Raw genomic sequence first — 19,372 nt, 5'->3', positions numbered from 1 at the left:
CTTTTTTGTTTTTTCAAAAAATAAGCATAATTACTATTGATTTTTATTTATAAATATTTTATAATCGGAATGTTATTCTTTTTAAGGAGGAGAAAATGAACAAAAATAAAATAGCAATACTAACATCAATTTTAGGGATTGTTGGTTTGAGCGTGCTCTTTGGGCTAAAAGCTTCTGCTGCAACATCAACTCAATCCATAATCATACCGATGTATAAATACCCTAGCAAAAATGCACCGCTATGGGAAGCAATCTATAAACACGGAAGCACAAAAATTCCATACACGATTGTCAACCCCAATAACGGACCAGCTGATCCGCTAGATGCATCTTATCAAAAAGCGATGACAGAATTAAGCAACCGTGGTTTTAATAAGGTTGGATATGTTGCCCAAACTTATCAAAATCGTGACATTAAAGAGCTCGCAAAAGACATCGATACTTGGTTTAAAATCGCACCGGACACAAAAGCGATCTTTATCGATGAGATGGCTTCTGGTACACCCGCTCAACGTTGTTACGTTGCAAACACTTACAACTATATTAAGGTAAAATATCCTGGAACTCTAGTTATTCAAAACCCTGGAATTTACCTTCAAGATGAAGAAATCGGAAAATACGCAGATATCTTTACAACTGCTGAAACAGATGTTGAAAAATATCTAGACAAAGATTCTAACCGCTGGAAAAATATTTCTAATTTCGAAAAAGATAGCAAAAATTCGAAAAAGATTTATCACATCGTTTATGGAATTCGTTCAGAAGCAGAGCAACAAAAAGTTCTAGAGCTAAGCCGCGAACGAAATGCAGGATTCATTTACTTTACATCAAAAACTTCAAATTATTACCGAGATCCTTCAGATAATTTCGATAAACTTATCGAATCAATGAATCTACCAGCAACTCAACCTGAAGTTGGTACTCCTGTGGAATTGCCAGAAGGATGCGAAGATGTATTTAACCTAAAAGTTAAAAACAAGAAAGACCCAGAGAATAAACCAACGCAACCAAGTGAAAACAAACCAGTAGAGCCAGCTAAACCAGCTGATCCAAAAGATCCAAAAACACCTAAGAATCCAAATAATGCCGAAGCTAAAAAGACAGATTCAAAGGTTGAGGCACCAAACACTGGTTCACGTAAAAGCACTAAAGATTTCTCAATTTTAATTGCCGCTGGAATTGCAGCATTACCAATAATCTTAACTTGGATTATTCGACACAAAATTTAATTAAATAGCCCAATCAAGGGCTATTTAATTTTGCGATTTTTAGCTAAAAATACTATAATAAAAGAGTAAAATTAACGCCAAATGTGTGGTAGAAATTATTTTCGAAAGATTTTCGAGGAGAATTCCTGCAACTCATTTGGCAGAAGGAGAAGATATGATCCATAAAATGAACTTACAAGATAAATATTTTGACTTTATTAAAAATGGAACAAAAAGAATTGAATTAAGATTAAATGATGAGAAGCGACAACAAATAAAAATCGGCGATTCAATTGAGTTTAGCAATAAAAAAGATAAATTTACAGCAAAAGTTATTGGATTATTAAAGTATCAGGACTTTAAAACTCTTTTCAATGATTTCGGAATTGAAATTCTCGCCGAAAGAACAATGGCAAAAGAAGAACTTCTAGGTGTTCTTAGTGAATTTTATACACCAGAAAAACAAGAAAAGTTTAGTGTTCTAGGAATTAGAGTAGAATTATAAAATTAAAGACCCCCCAATTCGGGGATCTTTGTTGCTATAAAATTTTTCCATTATAGACAAATTCTTTATACCTTCCATTATAATATTCAGAGTCTAAAACTTGGGTTAATTTCCAATAAAATCAATCAATATATTTTGCTAAATTTACTCGAAAATGCTATAATAAAAGGGTAAAATTAACGCCAAATGTGTGGTAGAAATTATTTTCGAAAGCTTTTCGAAGAAGATTCCTGCAACTCATTTGGCAGAAGGAGAAGATATGATCATAAATCCAACCGGGAAGAAATTAATTTCGGTTAGTACTGATTTCTTGGGTCGAAAATTAACACTAGAAGTTGGCAAAGTTGGCTTTCGTTCAACTTCAAGCGTTATCGTAAAATACGGCGAAGCTGTTGTTTTGGGAACCGTTCAATTAGGCTCTAAACCAGTGGCGCTAGATTATTTCCCACTTTCAATTGATTACGAAGAGAAGTGGTACGCGAGCGGACGAATTTCTGGCTCAAGATTTATTAAGCGCGAAGGTCGCCCAAGCGATGACGCCGTTTTGATTGGTCGGTTAATCGATCGCCCAATTCGGCCTTTGTTTCCAAAAGGTTATCGCGAAGAAGTTCAAGTTGTCACAACTGTTCTTTCAGCCGATCCAGAATTTCGACCAGATATGATTGCGATGATTGCAGCTTCGAGCGCGTTGCATCTTGCTGGAGTTCCGTTTGATGGCCCAGTTGCTGGTCTTCGGATTGGTAAAATTAACGGAGAATTTAAAGCTTTCTTAAATCCTGAAGAACGCGAAAAATCTCCGCTCGATTTGGTTGTTGCCGGAATCGAAAGCGGCATCACAATGGTTGAAGCTGGAGCAAACGAAGTTCCTGAAGAAGAAATTATCGCAGGGCTAGCTTGGGCTTACGAAAATTTCCAACCAGCAATTAAACTCCAAAATGAATTACGCGCAAAATATATCGAAGCAGGTTATTTTGAGGAGCGCGCTTTCGAATTAGTTTTGCCTAATGAAGAAATTTTAAAAGAAGTGGAAGAGTGGACAGACGGAAAATTCGATTCGAAAATTCGTGAGGCTTATCCAAAGTATAATCAAAATATTGCCGAGATTCGCGAGAAGTTCCACGCAGAAATGCTTGAAAAATTCGGTGAAGAAGCGTATGAAGAAATTCGAAAAGAATATGATGAAGCATTCACTTTGGCGGTTCATAAAGCAGTTCGAAAGGGGATTATTGAAGACGGCGAGCGACCAGATGGTCGTGAGTTAGATGAAATTCGACCACTTTCGAGTGAAATCGACTTCTTGCCACGAGCACACGGTTCGAGCCTCTTCACTCGTGGCGTGACTCAAGCAATGAATATCGTAACTCTTGCACCACTTTCATATTCGCAATTGGTTGACACAATGGAGTTCAACGAAATTGAACGCCGATATATGCACCACTACAATGCACCCGGATATACTGTTGGTGAACCTCGACGCCTAGGAAGCCCTGGTCGGCGTGAAATTGGCCACGGTTATTTGGCGCAACGAGCTTTGGAAGCAGTTTTACCGAGTGTTGAAGATTTTCCTTATGCAATCCGTAGCGTGACTGAAATTATGAGCCAAAATGGTTCAACTTCAATGGCAGCAACTTGTTCAAGTTGTATGGCTTTAATGAGCGCCGGCGTACCTTTGAAAAATCCCGTTTCAGGAATCGCAATGGGATTAATGATGGATGGTGAAACACCTTACATTCTAAGCGATATCGCCGACGCCGAAGACTTTGCTGGCGATATGGACTTCAAATGTACAGGTTCGAAAAACGGAATTACAGCGCTCCAAATGGATATGAAAGTTCATGGTTTGCCAGTTTCTGTTCTTGAAAAAGCAATCTTAACTTCACGAAAAGGTCGCGAGCATATTTTGCGCCACATGTTAAGTGTAATTTCTGAGCCTAAAAAAGACCTTTCACCATATGCACCACGGATTGAAAAGATTAAAATTAACCCTGAAAAAATTGGTGCAATCATTGGTAAGGGTGGTGAAACAATCAATAAGATTACATCTGAAACTGGTGCTGAAGTTGATATCAAGGAAGACGGCTTGATTACAATCGCAAGCTCGAATGCTGAACAGATTGAAAAAGCACTGAACTGGATTAAATCATTGGTTGAAGAGCCTGAAGTTGGCAAAATCTATCGCGGAAAAGTTGTTTCAATTAAAGACTTTGGTGCTTTCGTAAATATTCTTCCTGGAATTGATGGCATGCTTCACATTTCACAAATGTCTGAAAAGCGAACCGAAAAAGTTACGGATGTTTTAAGCCAAGATCAAGAAATTTGGGTAAAACTAGATAAAATTGACGAAAAGGGAAGGTTGAATCTTACAATGAAAGGTGTCAAGCAATAAAGCCAAAACACTACAAAATAAAAAGCTCATCTTGCGATGAGTTTTTTATTTGGCGGAGGATGGGAGATTCGAACTCCCGCTCCAGGTCTCCCCAGACTAACGATTTAGCAAACCGTCCCCTTCAGCCACTTGGGTAATCCTCCAGTACTTTCCATTTTAACAAATTTTTATAAAAAACACAAGAGCATTGACAAAAAACCATTTTTTTGATATAATATGCCTATTATGAAGAATTTAAAACAAGTTTCGAAAATCTCAATTAGCGGTTTTATAGCTTCGGCTTTTCCGGCAACTTTTCTAACGCTTAATTCTTTTGCGACTAGCACTATTTTTAACAGTGGAGTTCAAGGCGGAGCAGACAGGGGTCGTGGCGTAGGTGTTCCAACAACCCTTTTCGGTGACGGAAATACTGGAATTTTCACCCAAATGATCAACATGATGCTTTTCGCGGTAGGAATTCTTAGCGTTGTTATGCTAATCTATGGCGGTCTTCGCTACATTCTCTCAAACGGAGATTCGAAAAAAGTTGATGCTGCAAAAAATACCATCCTTTACGCAATCGTTGGTTTAATTATCGCACTTCTTGCGTATGCAATTATTAACTTCATTATTGGATTATTCACAGGTACCGGAACTGGTTTCGGTGGAGGAAGCAATCCAAATGGCGTGAATGGTGTTCCACCAACAAACGTTTAAATTTATCGAAACTTAAAAGGTCGCACTCGAAGCGACCTTTTTATTTATTATTAAGTAATTAAGAGTATTGACGCAAACTTACAATTGGGTCTTTTCGGGCTGCGCGGAAGGCAGGGTATAGACCAAAGATCACACCAACAACTGTCGAAAGTCCACAAACCAAAAGTGCAATTTGCCAAGAGATAATTGGGCTAAACGGCAAGAACATACTTACACCAAATGAGAATGCATAGCCAATCAAGTATCCAAACAATCCTCCACCAAGCGAAATAATCATCGACTCAGTTAAGAATTGGAATAGAATGTGTCGATTATTCGCGCCAAGCGCTTTTCGAATTCCGATTTCCCGTGTTCGTTCGCTAACATTTACTAGCATAATATTCATAATCCCAATTCCGCCAACAACCAATGAAACACTAGCAACAATCGCCAAAATTAATGTTGAAAGTTCGATGAATTTATCTGATGGATGTGAAATATTTTTACCTGTAAGAACTTCAAAATCGCGTTCACCATTGTGTTTTTTCAAAAGATCGCTTTCAATTTGTTTTTGAATTGCTCCTAGGCTATTAATGCTTTTTGCATGAATGTTTACTTGTTGAATCTGCAAATTATCACCGATAATTCGTTTCGCAGTTTCATAAGGAATGATTGCAGTATTATTAAAATCAACATTACTAAAGTTAATTGAAGAGCTTTGATGCGTTAGAACACCGATAACGATAAATTTTTCACCCTTCATTGCAATTTCTTTACCAACCGCTTGAGTTGTTCCAAATAAATCAATCGCCATCTGATTACCAAGAACGACCGTATTTGCATTTGCGCTATCCGCTATAAATTGGCCTTCGCGAACTTTAAGACTCACTGTTTGATCAAGATTTGGACTTGTTGCGAGTAGGTTTGCGTATTTTTCTTCGCCATCCCCTCTAACTTTTGCCGAAAAATTTGCAAGTGGAGCAACCGCCGATACTTCTTTAATCTTCGAAATCATACCAAGGTCTTCGTTCGTGATTGAACTTTGCGTAAAGCTCTTCGAAGTTGCTAGGCTTGTGATTACATTTTTATCATTTGCCGTCAATTCTTTTGGACGAACAACTGCCAACGCCCCACCTTCAGCAACAATTTGATTTGAAATCATTGAGCCCACACCGCCAGAAAGTGAAAAGATAACCACAACGCTGGCGATACCAATCATCACGCCAAGCATCGTCAAGAAAGTTCTCAAACGATTTGCATGGAGCGATTCTATCGCATTTTCGATATTCGTTTTTAAAACTCTCGGACTCATCTTAAACTCCTAATTCCTCTTTAATTTCATCAATTTTTTCTTCCATCTGTTCGAGTTTGTCTAGTGTATTCAACTCTTCATCTTTTTTCGAAGAATTTTTAGCGGGTTTCTTTTTGGTATCAGTGTCGATTTTTCCATCAAACATTGTAATAATCCGCGTAGCGTATGCCATTAATTCAGGATTGTGCGTTACCATAATAATAGTATTACCTTTTTTATGCACATCAGCCAATTCTTCCATAATAATATGCGAGCTCTTTGAATCTAGATTTCCAGTTGGCTCGTCGGCAAGAATAATTGATGGTTTGTTCACAAGAGCTCGTGCAATTGCTACACGTTGCGTTTGGCCACCCGAAAGTTGCCACGGCATATAAAACTCACGCTCACCAAGATGAAATTGTTTCAAACTTTCTGAAGCTTGTTCAAGGCGTTTAACTTTACCAACACCTTTATAGACAAGGGGAAGGGCAACGTTTTCAATCACCGTTAAACGGGGAATTAGATTAAAATTCTGGAAAATAAATCCAATTTTTTCACTTCGAATTTGCGCCTGCTTTGAACGCGACATTCGCGCAACATTTCGCCCATCAAAAATATAATCTCCTTCTGTCGCACGATCAAGAAGCCCAATTGTATTAAGAAGAGTAGTTTTTCCGCAGCCAGAAGGCCCCATAATTATGATAAATTCACCTTGTTTAATGGTTAGATTAACACCATTCAAGGCGTAGTTTTCAGCGTCACCAACACCAAAACGCTTCTTTAAATTTCGCAGTTTAACAATTTCTTTTTCATTTTTAGCCATAGTAATTCTATTATATATTTTTTTACGATTTTTAGCAATTGCTTTAGCTTATTTTCTCGTACATTTTTGAAAAAAATTTTCCACAGTTTTTCCACAAAATAAAACTATTCATGGTGATATTTTCCGCCAGAAGAAATTTCTTGCGCCCGATAAATCTGTTCAATTAAAATCAATCGCACAATTTGGTGCGGAAAAACCAATTTCGAAAGACTCCAAACAAAATTTGCACGTTTTCGAAGCTCTTCCGTAACTCCGAAAGCACCGCCAATCACAATCACAAAATTTTGCGAATTCACAAAGCCGTTCGAAAGTAATTTCGCAAATTCCGGACTAGAAATATTTTTACCGCGCTCATCAAGCAAAATTACAAAATCATTCGGCTTAATTTTCTCTAAAATTCGCAAAGTTTCTTCTTCACGAGCTTTTTCCTCGGCAAAATTCGAATGCGCCAAAATTTGCCATTCCACTTCAAACGGCTTTTTCAAACGTTTTTCGAACATTTCGATCCCGCCCGCAACCCACTTTTCATGTTTTTTACCAATCGCAATAATTTTCATTTTCATATTCTTATTTTAACATTTTTTTGATTTTTTTCGAATTTGACTTTTTATTGTAATTATGCTATAATTAATGGAGTTGTGAATACTAAAATCACAACCGAACATTACCAGAATTGAGCTAAAAATATTGTTCATTTTATTATCTTTTTACTGCTTAGCAATAAGTTTTTAAAGATTCTTTAAAGATTTTTTGCTAAGTAGTAAACTTGGTAAAATAATAGAAGGGCCTCGAAAGAGGAAGTAAAGAAAATGACAAATATCATTATAAACTTGACGCCACATAAAATTAACATCATGAATGAAGAAGGCAATGTAATTAAAGTCTTCGAATCTGAGGGTAAGGCAAGAGCTGCGCAAGAGGATATTCAAATTGGAATGCTTGAAGGTATTCCAATAATTGAGACATCTTATGGTGAGCCAGTTGATTTACCAGAATATGATCAGGGCACATATTATATTGTAAGTGCCCTAACCGCTAAAGCAGCATACTTAAGCGGCCGAAATACGCAAGATCTTCTTCTCACTGCTAAAACGGTGAGAAATGGCGACGGTCAAATTATTGGCTGCCAAGCGCTGGCCAAATATAGATAGCCAATAGCTCAATTCCACAACTCACAAGCCTTGTTTTTGCAAGGCTTTTTCTTTTTTTGTGCTATAACTATTGACTTTTTTATTTTTTTATGATATAATTTAAAAGCTTGTGTGAAACAAGCGAACATTTCAAAAGTGAGAAATTGGCTATTGATCGATTTTTCAGTTTCGAAAATTGAGTTTAAAAAATTAAGCTCAGCTTTCGAAGCTGAAAGTTTCGAAAAAATCTATAGCCAAGCGGGCTTTAAGCGCGGAGATTCCATATGGCTCAAGCTAAATTTTACACAGAGTTTGTTGAAAAAGATAACGGCTGGGTAGTTTTGGAGCTTTACTCATCAGAAAATCCTACACGCAAAGTAGTGGAAGGAATTAATTTTGCTGGGGTTTCAGAACAAAAACGACATGACTTCTTGCAAACATACAAACGTCAATTACGAAACTACTTATTTAAAAATAAGACCGGTAACTTTTCAATGCATATTGTATCTAAGCACGATCCTCGATATGGTCAAACAACAAAAGAAGAAATTGATTTTTGGACACAAGAAGGTATTGTTATGCTTTAACGCAGCTTAATTCTCTAACATCTCACTTTTTTAAACCCCACAAATTGTGGGGTTATTTTTTATTTTTCGAAAGTGATCTTTGCAGCAATTTTTGCAAGTTCTTCGGGTGAAGTCTCAGCGGGGTAGCCGTGATGAAGTTGCAAAACATTTTGGTCATAAAGTGGCACAAGGTGAATGTGCGCATGTGGCACGCCAAAGCCTTCAACCACAACACCCACACGAATTGGTTTCATTTCAGCTTGAATTTTTTTAGCAATCTTTTTAGCAATTTGCCACAAATAATCATAGTCATCCTGCTCTAAATCCCAAAGCAAATCAACTTGCTTTTTTGGAAAAACTAAAACATGGCCGTCCGAAAGTGGCTCGATATCAAGCATTGCAAAAACTTTTTCGTCTTCGTAAACCTTATGACAGGGAATTTCACCCTCGATAATTCGTGTAAAAATTGATTTTTCTTGCATTAACTCATTCCTTAAAATATTAGATAATTATATTTGAAATTATAGCACGATTTATTTAAAAAGTTTAGCTTATATATTTAATTTGGACTAATAGTTTTAGCGTGTTATAATATTTTTATGGAGAGATGGCCGAGTGGTTTAAGGCGCACGCCTGGAACGCGTGTTGGGCGCAAGCTCTCGCAGGTTCAAATCCTGTTCTCTCCGCCAAAAAATCTATTTTTTGAAAAAATCCTTGACTTTTCAAAAAATATCAGTTAAAATAGTAAAGTAATTTTGCACGAGTGGTGGAATTGGTAGACACGCTAGTCTTAGGAACTAGTGCCAATTGGCGTGAAGGTTCAAGTCCTTTCTCGTGTACCAGAAATTATTTTTAGAAACAGTCTTCGAAAGAAGCTGTTTTTATTTTGTAATTTGCTCTGATCTCGAAAAAGTGATATAATTTAAGTATGAGCATTAAGAATACTTTAGCTAAAACCGCTCGAAAAGTTTTGCCAAAATCGGCACTTGTTGAGCTTGAAAGAACTTATCGAAAATCTCGCGCAAAAGTAGTTGCGGCGCGTTATGGAAACCCTGCTCGTGATTTACGAGTGATTGCCGTGACTGGTACAAATGGTAAAACAACTACCGTTAATTTTCTTAATGAGATTTTAAAAGAAGCTGGCTACAAAACAGCAATGTTTTCAACTGCAAATATCGAAATCGCAGGCGTTCAAACAGTCAATGATACCAATTCTACAACCGCAACAGTTTCGAAATTACAAAAATTCTTTCACGATGCAAAAAAAGCCGATGTTGAATTTGCACTAATTGAAGCGACTTCACACGCGCTTGACCAATATAAATTTGCGGGTGTACCAATTGAAATGGCAATCATGACCAACCTTACTCAAGATCACCTTGATTACCATAAAACAATGGAAAATTACGCTGCAGCAAAAGCTAAACTTTTCGAAATGCAACCACGCTTTATCGTCCTAAATACCGACGATAAATATTTTGATTACTTTAATAAGTTTGAAGCTAGCGAGCAAAAAATAACCTATGGTGAAAGCGATTCAGCAGAAGTTAAAATTAAAAGCTTTAAACTTTACAAAAAAGGTAGTGAAGCTAAATTGCGAATTGACAACAACGTAGCACTTGAAATTGCTACAAATTTGCCTGGAGAATTTAATGTTTACAACATGACTGCGGCAGCAGCTGGTGCATATCTTTTAGGAATTTCACTACAAGATATTCAAGAAGGAATTGCTAACCTTGAAGGAATTTCTGGGCGCTTCCAATATGCAACATCAGATCTTCCTTTCGAAGTTGTGGTAGATTATGCTCACACACCTGATGCACTTGAAAAACTTCTTCAAACTTCAAAGAAAATCACTAAAAATCGAACTATTCTGGTTTTCGGTGCTTGTGGTGATCGCGATCGCGAGAAACGCCCAATTATGGGAAAAATCGCTCAAGATTTAGCTGACCGAATTATCGTAACAGATGAAGAAAACTACACCGAAGATGCAAAACAAATTCGCGAAGAAGTCATTGTAGGATTTTCTAAGAAGAATGGAAAAATACCAGCAAATATCCAAGAAATTCCAGATCGAAAAGAAGCAATTCGAAAGGCCCTCCAGATTGCAGGAAAAGGCGACACCGTATTAATTACTGGCCTAGGCCATGAAGTTTATCGTATAATCGATGGCGAAAAAACCCCTTGGAACGACACCGAAATTGTTCGTGAAATTTCAAAAGAAATCTTTAAAAAATAATTTTCGAAAAACTTATAATTATATAAAATCGCTCAATTACCGGGCGATTTTAAAAAATAAAAAACCGCTCCTACGAACGGCTAATTTTAGACTTGACTATAGATTTGCATCCTCCTTCTGCCCTCAAAAAAAGATACAGAAAAAACTTTACGAATATACCAGTTTTTGATTTCTTGATTTTGGAAAGCTTTTGTTGCTTCTTTTAAATTGTTCTTGTTTAATCTAAAAAAGAAACTTTTTCTTCCAAAAACTCCCATTGGTTTATAAAGTTCGATTTCTAAAAATAAAAAATCGAAATTTTTCTCATTCGACAATAACCTTGTTTTTTCTGGATTTTTAACTCGGCGAGTATAGAAAATAGCGTTTAAAGCTAAAAATAAGTTTGTCGAGCCAAATCTGTTTAAAAGTTCTTTCGAATTCATAATACCACCCCTTTCGAAAAGTGTTACCATTTTAGCACGGTATTGATTTTTAAGCAAATTTACAGTAAAATAGACTTAAGCGAAATAGTTTAAAAGGGGATAGTAATGAGAGTAAAAAATCATAGGATATTAATGCCTGCAGTTGCTGTGGCTGTTTTAGTTTTTGGTGTCGGGTATTATGGAGTACAATTAACTAATAAACAGAATATATTTTCAAAAGCATTAGCTTATACTTCGGCAGTTAACCCGGTTGACCCAAGCACCGCGCCAGATAGTTACGAAATTAAATTTACAGATAATAATTTTAAGCGTGCATTAAATTCGGTTTTAATGAAAACTGACACTTCCCGAAATCTCGATAGTCCAATTACGGTGGGCGCTGCTAAAAAAATGACTTCATTTTGGCCGGATGCAGCTTATCGTAATTTCGAAAATCTTGAAGGAATTCAATATTTCACAAACCTTGAAGTGATTCACGTCTCTGGAATGAGTAGCTTGAAAGATATTTCTGCAGCCGAAACATTAACTAAAATTAAAACGGCTTATTTAAGCTCGTCAAATATTTCAGATATGTCAGCCGTAAAAAATTGGAAGCAAGTTGGATTGCTTTGGATTCACGATAATCCTATCACTGATTTTTCATTCCTTAAGGAACTTCCACGTGCCTCAGTTTGGGGCGTTCGATCAAATGCAAAAATCAAAGTGCAGAAGTCGCAAAAAGTTTTCAAAAATCCATTCATCAACTTTGATGGAACAACTATGCCAATTGAAGAAAACGAGAACTTCGTTAATACTGATGCCGATGGAAATCCTAAACAAGATGGCGGGTATGTTAAGATTATTAAACCTGTTTTAAAAGGCAATTATAATTTTGAAGTTCACGAAAAAAATAATACACTACCGAGTGGAAATAAATTCAATTTGAATTTCAGTAAATCCACAATTACAGTTGAGGGAATTGATGTAAATTCTGCCGAAAAACCAGTAATTGAATTTGAAGACACTCCGCTCACAGAAAACACAACATTAAATTTCGATAAAACCTCTACAAAATTAACAAAATCAGTTTTGGACAATCTTAAAGAGAGTTTACGAACCGAAATTTCAAAAACATCAGGCTATTACGCAACAAGTGACACATCTAGAGTTATCCTATTCGGAAATGACGCCGACGAAGTTTTAAATAATCAAGAAAATCAGCTAAAAGGTGATTTCATCATAACTTCAACCGCAATCAATGAATATGGAAATTCAACTACTGTTAAATTCCACCTTATTTTTGGAACAATCTCGCGCGATCCAGTTAAAGATGCGCTCAAGAATTTAGATAATCAGCCAGATTATATTAAAAATGATATATCGGAAAGTTTAATTGATGACGCGAAACAGTTAATCGATAAACCTTTAACTACAGAAGAAGAAATAAAAACTGCGGCTGATAACCTAAATAATAAGATTAAAGAGCTGCTTAATAAAGAAGCTGAAAATCAGAAAAAAGCAGATAATTCTCTAGAAAATATCCAGAAAAATCTTGATGACAATAAGCTTGAAGACATTAATTCAGAGATTGCTAATGCCGAGAATTTGATTTCGAAAGTTAAAGATGAAAATAAGCGTAAAGAATTAACCGAAAAACTTCAAAAAATTAAAGAATTAATCGCTGCTAAAAAAGCTGAAGCTGACAATTCTAAACCAGCAGAAGAAAAACATAACCCTGAAGTTAAAAATCAGCGTATCAATTCACCAGAAACAGGGTTCTTGCGAGAAGATAAGAAAAAACAAGACGAACAGAATAATCTTCTAGTTCTTACCGTCCTAATTACTGCAACTATTACCCCAGCGATTGCACTCATCCTTAAAAAGAAGAAGAAAAATCCTAAAAAATAAAGTATTCGAAAAACTATATTGCTATTTTTAAAACTCCTTAATAAAGAATAGCAATATAGTGGGGTGTAAATATTAGAGATTAGTGGAGATTTTTATGGCTTTTTTAGGCTACAATAAAGATGAAAAGTTAGAATTCAATTATAAGAGAGCGTGTGGATTGTGGCTAATTGTAATAGCGGCGATTATTTCGATAGCTACTTTAATAGGAGGAAAGCAAATAATAAATATGCAAATATTTAGTATTGGATATGTTATTAGTTTTTTCTCAATCAACATGAATAAAAAGGTGCTAACTAAACTATCCGATGGCCCCTCGAGTGAATTTCAAAAGAAAATATCTTCACGTGCCGTTATTCTATTATTTATCTTAATGGTTTTGCTGGGTGGACCATTCTTTGCGACTGAGAATTGGAGATTAATTTGGCTGGGAGCGCTGATGGCAACTGCACTACATTTTTTCCCGTATTATTTTGTGCATGGAAAATCAATGATATATCTAGGTCTTATTTGCGCCATTAATATTTTTGTAGGATACATTTTTATTGCTATACCTTTAGGATTGATAGCATATATTGACTCAGCGATTAAGCTTGTGTTTGGAATATATTTATTATTTTTCTCGAAACCATCAAAACAGATTTAGCATGTAGTTTATAGTTGACTAGCGTAAGATTGCTTGGGACATATAAAGAATTAATAAAATAATAGAGGTACTATGTCTATTTTGTTTACTTATTGTGGCGTTGCATGTGGCGTTATCTCCATTGATAATCAATTTTATATTGGAATTGATCCTGATTTATCACCTAAAGGAACCTTGGTACGGTTTAAAGGATTTGTCTCCGAGAAACAAACTGATGTTCATAAGGATAAGTCTCTTCTTAGTAAAGTTGATGTATGGCTAATTACTCATGGGCATCAAGATCATTTGGATGATGTAGGGAAAGATTATTTGAAGGGTAAAACAGTCCTTTCTCCTAATAAGAAAATCTTAAATGGCGTGTCATGCTTAAATAATAGTGTTTTAAAATGGGGAGACAAACATACATTTTCAATCGATGATTATAATATCACTATTAAAGCTTTACCTGCTTATCATGCCAGTAATTATATCATGCGAAAGATAGTAGGAAAGGTAAATGGCTATCAACTAACAATCACCAGTTCGTCAGAAACTAAAGTCATGTATTTTACTGGTGATACTGTTTTGTACCCAGACTTAACAAAAAATGTTCCTAAAAATATAGATGCCATATTTGCTAATTTAGGTGCTGTAAAATCAGGTTCATTTGGTGGACCATTTACCATGGACTTGAAAATGCTAAACCAAATGAATGACCTACTTCAGCCTAAAAATATTTATCCAATTCATATTGAAGACTATAGTCATTACAATACGACAAATAAAGAAGTCGAGGCTGCAGGCTATAGGGTTTTAGCTGTAGGTGAGACCATCGATATATAATTTATTGAGCGAATAATCATGAAAATATCTTCTTTTAACTACTAGTATATCTTATTATTGTAATTAACTTAAAAACTACACTAGAAATACCTAGTGTAGTTTTTAAATCTATAATTATTTTGATTTGAAGTAATCAATTTCTTTAATTACATCTAGTAGAGCATTCGCGCGTTTAGTTTCGTCTTCGATCGCACGAGCAGCGTTATAAGCTGGTTCAATCAAAGTGTCATCATCGCTTGAACGAAGAAGTAGAAGATAAATATCAAATTTTTCTTCGTTTGTAACTGTTAGTTTATCAACCAATGGGCGCAAATCTTCTAGCGCATGACTTTTAATTCCATCTAGATCTAAAGCAGCAAAACTTGTCACAGGCACAGTTTGTTCAACTGGTTGCTCAATCGTTTGTTCAATTGGCTGTTCTGGTTGAATATCTTCTTGCGCATCTGGCATTTGCTCAAGACCTTCATACTGCAATCCGTCGTTTGTTGTATCGTCATTTGTATTATCGTTACTATTCGAAGCATTAACACCAGAAAGAATCTTAGCGAGCTCTGGGTCGTCGCTAACTGGCATCTTGCTTGATTGACTCATATCAATTTCCATAACCCACCTTTTCTTAATTGACTTTACTTTTTATTAGTTATATTGTATCATAGAATTAAAGCATAATCAAGATTATTTTTCGAAAGGGTGGAAATGTTAGATAATTTTAATATATTAGTTCAGCGCGACCCGCAAAATGCACTCTTAGTCGCTAGCGAACAGTGGAAACAAACGCTTTTTCAAGCGGAAGTTCTTTCTCCCGAAAATGATGGGAGGGAGATTAAAAATATCGTAATTGCCGGAATGGGCGGATCAGCATTAGCTGGCTTAATTGTTAAGAAGTGGCTTGAAAACAATATAACTTTGCCAATTGAGGTTGTTCGAAATTACATTTTACCAAAAAATGTTTCGAAAAATACACTTGTAATTATTAGTTCTTACTCTGGAAATACTGAAGAAACAATCTCATCACTACATCAAGCTATTGAAATTGGTGCACAGATTGCAACCATTTCTTCTCATGGTAAAATTGAAGAAATTGCTCGAAGCCGTGATATCGCACACGTTAAATTGCCAGCCGGGCTACAACCTCGAATGGCTGTAATCTATAATTTCCGCGCTCTAACAAAAATTTTAGTAAATTTTGGGGTTATCTCAAATGAGATGCACGAAGAAGTTGAGCATTATGCCGACTTTTTACGAAAGGAAAGTGAATCTTGGGTAGCGAATATCTCAACCGAAAGAAACTATGCCAAACAATTAGCGCTTTATTCAGCAGGGCGAAGTGCAGTTTTTCTAAGTTCGAATGAATTTTCACCGCTGGCTTATAAATGGAAGATTTCTTGGAACGAAAATGCTAAAAACGTTAGCTTTTATAACGAATATCCGGAATTCAATCACAATGAATTTATTGGCTGGAGTTCGCACCCAGTTGAAAAACTCTTTGCAATTTTTAATCTTCGAAGTAATTTAGACCATCCGCGAGTGCAAAAGCGTTTTGAAATTTCAGATAGGCTTTTAAGCGGAAAGCGCCCAGCTGCACGAAATATCGAACTTAAAGGTTCAACTTATCTTGAACAAGTTCTTTGGGGCTCAATTTTAGCAGATTTCGTAAGTATTTATCTTGCAATTTTGAATAATGTTAACCCGACACCAGTGGAATTAATTGAAAAACTAAAGATTGAATTAGTAAAATAATTTCAAAAACCACCATTAAGTTTCAAATAGTGGGAAAATATGAAAAAGCCCGACTAAATGCAGGACTAGAAGAAATTGTTAGTTTATTGAGAGAATATGAATTAACAGAAACAGATAAAATAAAATTATTAAAACCTTAAAGGATTTATTACACAAATAAATCAAAATAATATGGTAGTTGGAGAGCACAAAGTGAATAATATCCGGGAACAAAAAAAGCAAGCTAAAGCATTTATTGAACGCTGGGGAAATAGAGGGAACGAAAGGCAAGATAGCCAGTCTTTCTGGTTAGATTTACTTCAATCTGTTTATGGGATTGAAAACCCAAGTGAGTATATAAAATTTGAAGATAAAGTGATGCTTGACCATACTAGTTTTATAGATGGGTATATAGAAAAAACAAAAGTTTTGATTGAGCAAAAAGGGGTGAATAAAGACCTTAATAAAGCTATAAAACAGTCCGATGATACTTATCTTACGCCTTTCCAACAAGCAAAACGCTATTCAGCCAATCTTCCATATTCTAAACGCCCCCGTTGGATTGTGACTTGTAATTTCAAAGAGTTCTATGTCTATGACATGGAGCAACCAAACGGCGAACCTAAAGTCATTAAACTTGCTGATTTAGATAAAGAAGCCTATCGTTTAGAATTTTTAATTGACAAGACAAATGAACACTTAGAGCGTGAGATGAAGGTTTCTATTGAAGCTGGTGAGATTGTCGGTAAGATTTATGAAAGCCTTCTTAAGCAATACATTAATCCAAATAGCCCCGAAAGCCTTCATGCTATTAATCAGCTTATCGTGCGTCTAGTATTTTGTCTATATGCTGAAGATGCTGGTATTTTTGGACACAAAACGATGTTTCATGACTACATGGTTCGTTTTGGAAGCCGTGACTTTCGTCGTGGGCTAGTCGATCTTTTTGCTGTTTTAGACACGCCAATCGATGCGCGTGATCCTTACCTTGATAGTGAATTGAACGCTTTCCCTTATGTGAATGGTGGGATGTTTGCAGAGAATAATCTGGAAATCCCTAATTTTACCGATGAACTACGTGAGTTAATTTTGGAACATGCTTCGTCTAGTTTCGACTGGTCAGAAATCAGCCCTACTATTTTTGGAGCAGTATTTGAATCAACTCTCAACCCCGAAACACGTCGTAGCGGTGGTATGCACTATACCTCTATTGAAAATATCCATAAAGTTATCGATCCACTCTTCTTAGATGAGTTAAAAGATGAATTGAATGAGATTCGTCAATTTAAGCAACCTAAAATCGTTGAACGAAAAGCCAAGCAGTTCCAATCAAAACTAGCGAGTCTGACTTTCTTTGACCCAGCTTGTGGTTCTGGGAATTTCTTAACTGAGACATATATCTCTCTTCGACGTTTAGAAAATGAAGCCATTAGACTCTATATGGGAGATGCCGTTGCGCTTGATGTCGGGCAAGAGCTTGTTAAAGTCCAACTGAATCAATTTTATGGCATTGAGATTAATGACTTTGCAGTTTCTGTGGCTAAAACAGCGCTTTGGATTGCAGAAAGTCAAATGCTTGAAGAAACCGCAGATATCGTATATACAAATATCGATTTTCTACCGCTCAAGTCTTATACCAATATTGTTGAAGGTAATGCTTTAGAAATTGGCTGGGAAACAGTAGTGCCTAAAGATAAATTGAACTATATAATTGGTAATCCACCCTTTTTAGGGTATTCACTCCAATCTCCTAAGCAAAAAGCTGATTTATTGAGTGTTTATGTTGATGAAAACGGTAAACCATATAAAACAGCTGGCAAAATTGACTTTGTTTCAGCTTGGTATTTTAAGGCGAGCCAGATCATGCAGAACACATCAATCCGAACTGCTTTAGTATCAACTAACTCAATTACACAAGGAGAGCAAGTAGCCAGTGTATGGAAACCACTCTATGAACGATTTGGAATCCATATAGACTTCGCATACAGAACATTTAAATGGAACAGTGAAGCTAAAAATAAAGCAGCAGTTCATTGTGTAATCATTGGATTTTCAGTGTCAGATAATCCCAAAAACAAAGTTATTTATGATGATAAGACAAAAATTATTGCTAAGCAAATTAATCCATATTTAATCAATGGGGACTTAATTTTCATCGATAGTAGAACCAAAGCAATATGTGAAGTTTCTCCGATGGTTTATGGAAGCAAGCCAACTGACGGAGGGTACCTTTTCTTAACATTGCAAGAAAAGGACGAACTTATTAAGACATACCCACAAGCCGAATCGATGATACGACGGGTATATGGAGCTTCGGAATTCATAAACAATAAAGAAAGATACTGTTTATGGTTAGCTGGTCAGAATCCTAGTACTTTACGAAGCATCCCTCCAATTATCAGTAGGATACAATTAGTTAAAGAATTTCGACAAAGTAGTCCTAAAAAACAAACTCAAGATAGTGCTGAAAGAGCCATGGAATTCCAAGAGATAAGACATAATGATAATGATTATTTACTAATTCCAAGGGTATCTTCAGAAAACAGAAGATATATACCGATTGGTTTTATCGATGGTCAAATAATTTCAAGTGATGCCGTACAAATTATTCCCAATGCTACACTTTATGAATTCGGTATTCTAACTTCCAACGTTCACATGGCTTGGATGCGTACTGTTGCTGGTAGACTAGAAATGCGTTATCGTTATTCTGCGAAGATAGTTTACAACAATTTCCCTTGGCCAGAAGTGACAGATGAGCAAAAAGAGAAGATTTCTAAAACTGCTAAGGCTATTCTCGATGCGCGTGCACTGTACCCTGATAGCTCATTAGCAGATCTTTATGATGAGTTAACTATGCCAAAAGAACTTAGACGAGCTCACCAGGCTAACGATAAAGCAGTTATGGAAGCTTATGATATGACAAAAATCGTAGACAGGAAGAAAACTTGGTTAACGGAAAGTGAAACAGTTGCACGATTATTTGAGATGTATGAAGAGATAACTAAACAATAGAGAGAGTATTTTTCGAAAATAAAAAAGCCAGCTTTTGCTGA

General features: G+C 36.0%; 19 protein-coding genes and 3 tRNA genes. 15 read left to right on the top strand and 7 right to left on the bottom strand.

The features are described 5' to 3' along the window. Positions 1-95: 95 nt before the first annotated feature. The 3 genes from HXK94_000230 to pnp all read left to right on the top strand — a co-directional run bounded on the left by HXK94_000230 (position 96) and on the right by pnp (position 4,099). Complete coding sequence (locus tag HXK94_000230; GenBank protein QTI96325.1) at positions 96-1,229, top strand: spherulation-specific family 4 protein; 1,134 nt, start codon at positions 96-98, stop codon at positions 1,227-1,229. Between the two features lie 85 nt (positions 1,230-1,314). After that, positions 1,315-1,713, top strand: a complete 399-nt coding sequence (locus HXK94_000225; GenBank protein QTI96324.1) for an ASCH domain-containing protein — start codon at positions 1,315-1,317, stop codon at positions 1,711-1,713. Positions 1,714-1,903: 190 nt separating this feature from the next. Then, complete coding sequence (gene pnp, locus HXK94_000220; protein ID QTI96323.1) at positions 1,904-4,099, top strand: polyribonucleotide nucleotidyltransferase; 2,196 nt, start codon at positions 1,904-1,906, stop codon at positions 4,097-4,099. A gap of 50 nt (positions 4,100-4,149) precedes the next feature. Here the strand turns inward: pnp and HXK94_000215 are convergent. After that, positions 4,150-4,242 (bottom strand) — tRNA-Ser (locus HXK94_000215). 82 nt (positions 4,243-4,324) lie between these two features. Here HXK94_000215 and HXK94_000210 point away from each other — a divergent pair. Then, a complete protein-coding gene (locus HXK94_000210; GenBank protein ID QTI96322.1) occupies positions 4,325-4,795 on the top strand; it encodes a pilin in 471 nt (156 codons plus the stop codon). Positions 4,796-4,853: 58 nt separating this feature from the next. Here HXK94_000210 and HXK94_000205 read toward each other — a convergent pair whose 3' ends face one another. From HXK94_000205 to HXK94_000195, 3 genes are all read right to left on the bottom strand, one after another. Then, positions 4,854-6,086, bottom strand: coding sequence for an ABC transporter permease (locus HXK94_000205; protein ID QTI96321.1), 1,233 nt, complete (start codon positions 6,084-6,086; stop codon positions 4,854-4,856). A gap of 1 nt (position 6,087) precedes the next feature. Continuing rightward, positions 6,088-6,888 (bottom strand): ABC transporter ATP-binding protein, encoded by an 801-nt coding sequence (locus HXK94_000200; protein ID QTI96607.2) that lies wholly within the window; start codon positions 6,886-6,888, stop codon positions 6,088-6,090. Between the two features lie 104 nt (positions 6,889-6,992). Beyond that, the gene (locus HXK94_000195; protein QTI96320.1) at positions 6,993-7,451 is read right to left on the bottom strand and encodes a 23S rRNA (pseudouridine(1915)-N(3))-methyltransferase RlmH; all 459 of its coding nucleotides are present in this window, start codon (positions 7,449-7,451) and stop codon (positions 6,993-6,995) included. Positions 7,452-7,697: 246 nt separating this feature from the next. On the opposite strand from HXK94_000195, the gene HXK94_000190 reads away from it, so the two are divergent. From HXK94_000190 to HXK94_000180, 3 genes are all read left to right on the top strand, one after another. Beyond that, on the top strand, positions 7,698-8,039 hold the full coding sequence (locus HXK94_000190) for a hypothetical protein (GenBank protein QTI96319.2): 342 nt from the start codon (positions 7,698-7,700) through the stop codon (positions 8,037-8,039). Between the two features lie 111 nt (positions 8,040-8,150). After that, positions 8,151-8,357 (top strand): hypothetical protein, encoded by a 207-nt coding sequence (locus tag HXK94_000185; GenBank protein ID QTI96318.1) that lies wholly within the window; start codon positions 8,151-8,153, stop codon positions 8,355-8,357. Next, a complete protein-coding gene (locus tag HXK94_000180; protein ID QTI96317.1) occupies positions 8,303-8,605 on the top strand; it encodes a hypothetical protein in 303 nt (100 codons plus the stop codon). Before HXK94_000185 ends, HXK94_000180 begins: the two co-directional genes overlap by 55 nt. 59 nt (positions 8,606-8,664) lie before the next feature. Here the strand turns inward: HXK94_000180 and HXK94_000175 are convergent, their stop codons facing one another. Then, positions 8,665-9,066, bottom strand: coding sequence for an HIT domain-containing protein (locus HXK94_000175; protein ID QTI96316.1), 402 nt, complete (start codon positions 9,064-9,066; stop codon positions 8,665-8,667). A gap of 119 nt (positions 9,067-9,185) precedes the next feature. Here HXK94_000175 and HXK94_000170 point away from each other — a divergent pair. From HXK94_000170 to HXK94_000160, 3 genes are all read left to right on the top strand, one after another. Further along, a tRNA-Ser gene (locus HXK94_000170) sits at positions 9,186-9,273 on the top strand. 68 nt (positions 9,274-9,341) lie between these two features. Beyond that, positions 9,342-9,426: transfer RNA gene (locus HXK94_000165), tRNA-Leu, on the top strand. An 86-nt stretch (positions 9,427-9,512) separates the two neighbouring features. Then, entirely contained in the window at positions 9,513-10,823 is a 1,311-nt protein-coding gene (locus HXK94_000160) for a UDP-N-acetylmuramoyl-L-alanyl-D-glutamate--2,6-diaminopimelate ligase (GenBank protein QTI96315.1), read from the top strand. Positions 10,824-10,909: 86 nt separating this feature from the next. Here the strand turns inward: HXK94_000160 and HXK94_000155 are convergent, their stop codons facing one another. Beyond that, the gene (locus HXK94_000155; protein ID QTI96314.1) at positions 10,910-11,245 is read right to left on the bottom strand and encodes a hypothetical protein; all 336 of its coding nucleotides are present in this window, start codon (positions 11,243-11,245) and stop codon (positions 10,910-10,912) included. A 105-nt stretch (positions 11,246-11,350) separates the two neighbouring features. Here HXK94_000155 and HXK94_000150 point away from each other — a divergent pair, with 105 nt between their 5' ends. From HXK94_000150 to HXK94_000140, 3 genes are all read left to right on the top strand, one after another. Next, positions 11,351-13,132, top strand: coding sequence for a hypothetical protein (locus tag HXK94_000150; GenBank protein QTI96313.1), 1,782 nt, complete (start codon positions 11,351-11,353; stop codon positions 13,130-13,132). A 94-nt stretch (positions 13,133-13,226) separates the two neighbouring features. Beyond that, positions 13,227-13,775, top strand: coding sequence for a hypothetical protein (locus tag HXK94_000145; GenBank protein QTI96312.1), 549 nt, complete (start codon positions 13,227-13,229; stop codon positions 13,773-13,775). 72 nt (positions 13,776-13,847) lie between these two features. After that, the gene (locus HXK94_000140) at positions 13,848-14,597 is read left to right on the top strand and encodes an MBL fold metallo-hydrolase (GenBank protein ID QTI96311.1); all 750 of its coding nucleotides are present in this window, start codon (positions 13,848-13,850) and stop codon (positions 14,595-14,597) included. A gap of 114 nt (positions 14,598-14,711) precedes the next feature. Here the strand turns inward: HXK94_000140 and HXK94_000135 are convergent, their stop codons facing one another. Continuing rightward, positions 14,712-15,200 carry a hypothetical protein gene (locus HXK94_000135; GenBank protein QTI96310.1) on the bottom strand — a complete coding sequence of 163 codons (489 nt, stop codon included), beginning with the start codon at positions 15,198-15,200 and terminating at the stop codon, positions 14,712-14,714. A gap of 93 nt (positions 15,201-15,293) precedes the next feature. On the opposite strand from HXK94_000135, the gene HXK94_000130 reads away from it, so the two are divergent. Next, on the top strand, positions 15,294-16,337 hold the full coding sequence (locus HXK94_000130; GenBank protein QTI96309.1) for a bifunctional phosphoglucose/phosphomannose isomerase: 1,044 nt from the start codon (positions 15,294-15,296) through the stop codon (positions 16,335-16,337). Positions 16,338-16,529: 192 nt separating this feature from the next. Beyond that, the gene (locus HXK94_000125) at positions 16,530-19,331 is read left to right on the top strand and encodes a hypothetical protein (protein QTI96308.1); all 2,802 of its coding nucleotides are present in this window, start codon (positions 16,530-16,532) and stop codon (positions 19,329-19,331) included. Positions 19,332-19,372: the final 41 nt, after the last annotated feature.

The organism is Candidatus Nanogingivalaceae bacterium (genome assembly GCA_015257795.3).
Lineage (GTDB): Bacteria > Patescibacteriota > Saccharimonadia > Saccharimonadales > Saccharimonadaceae > Nanogingivalis.
This window is presented reverse-complemented; position numbering and strand designations above follow the sequence as displayed.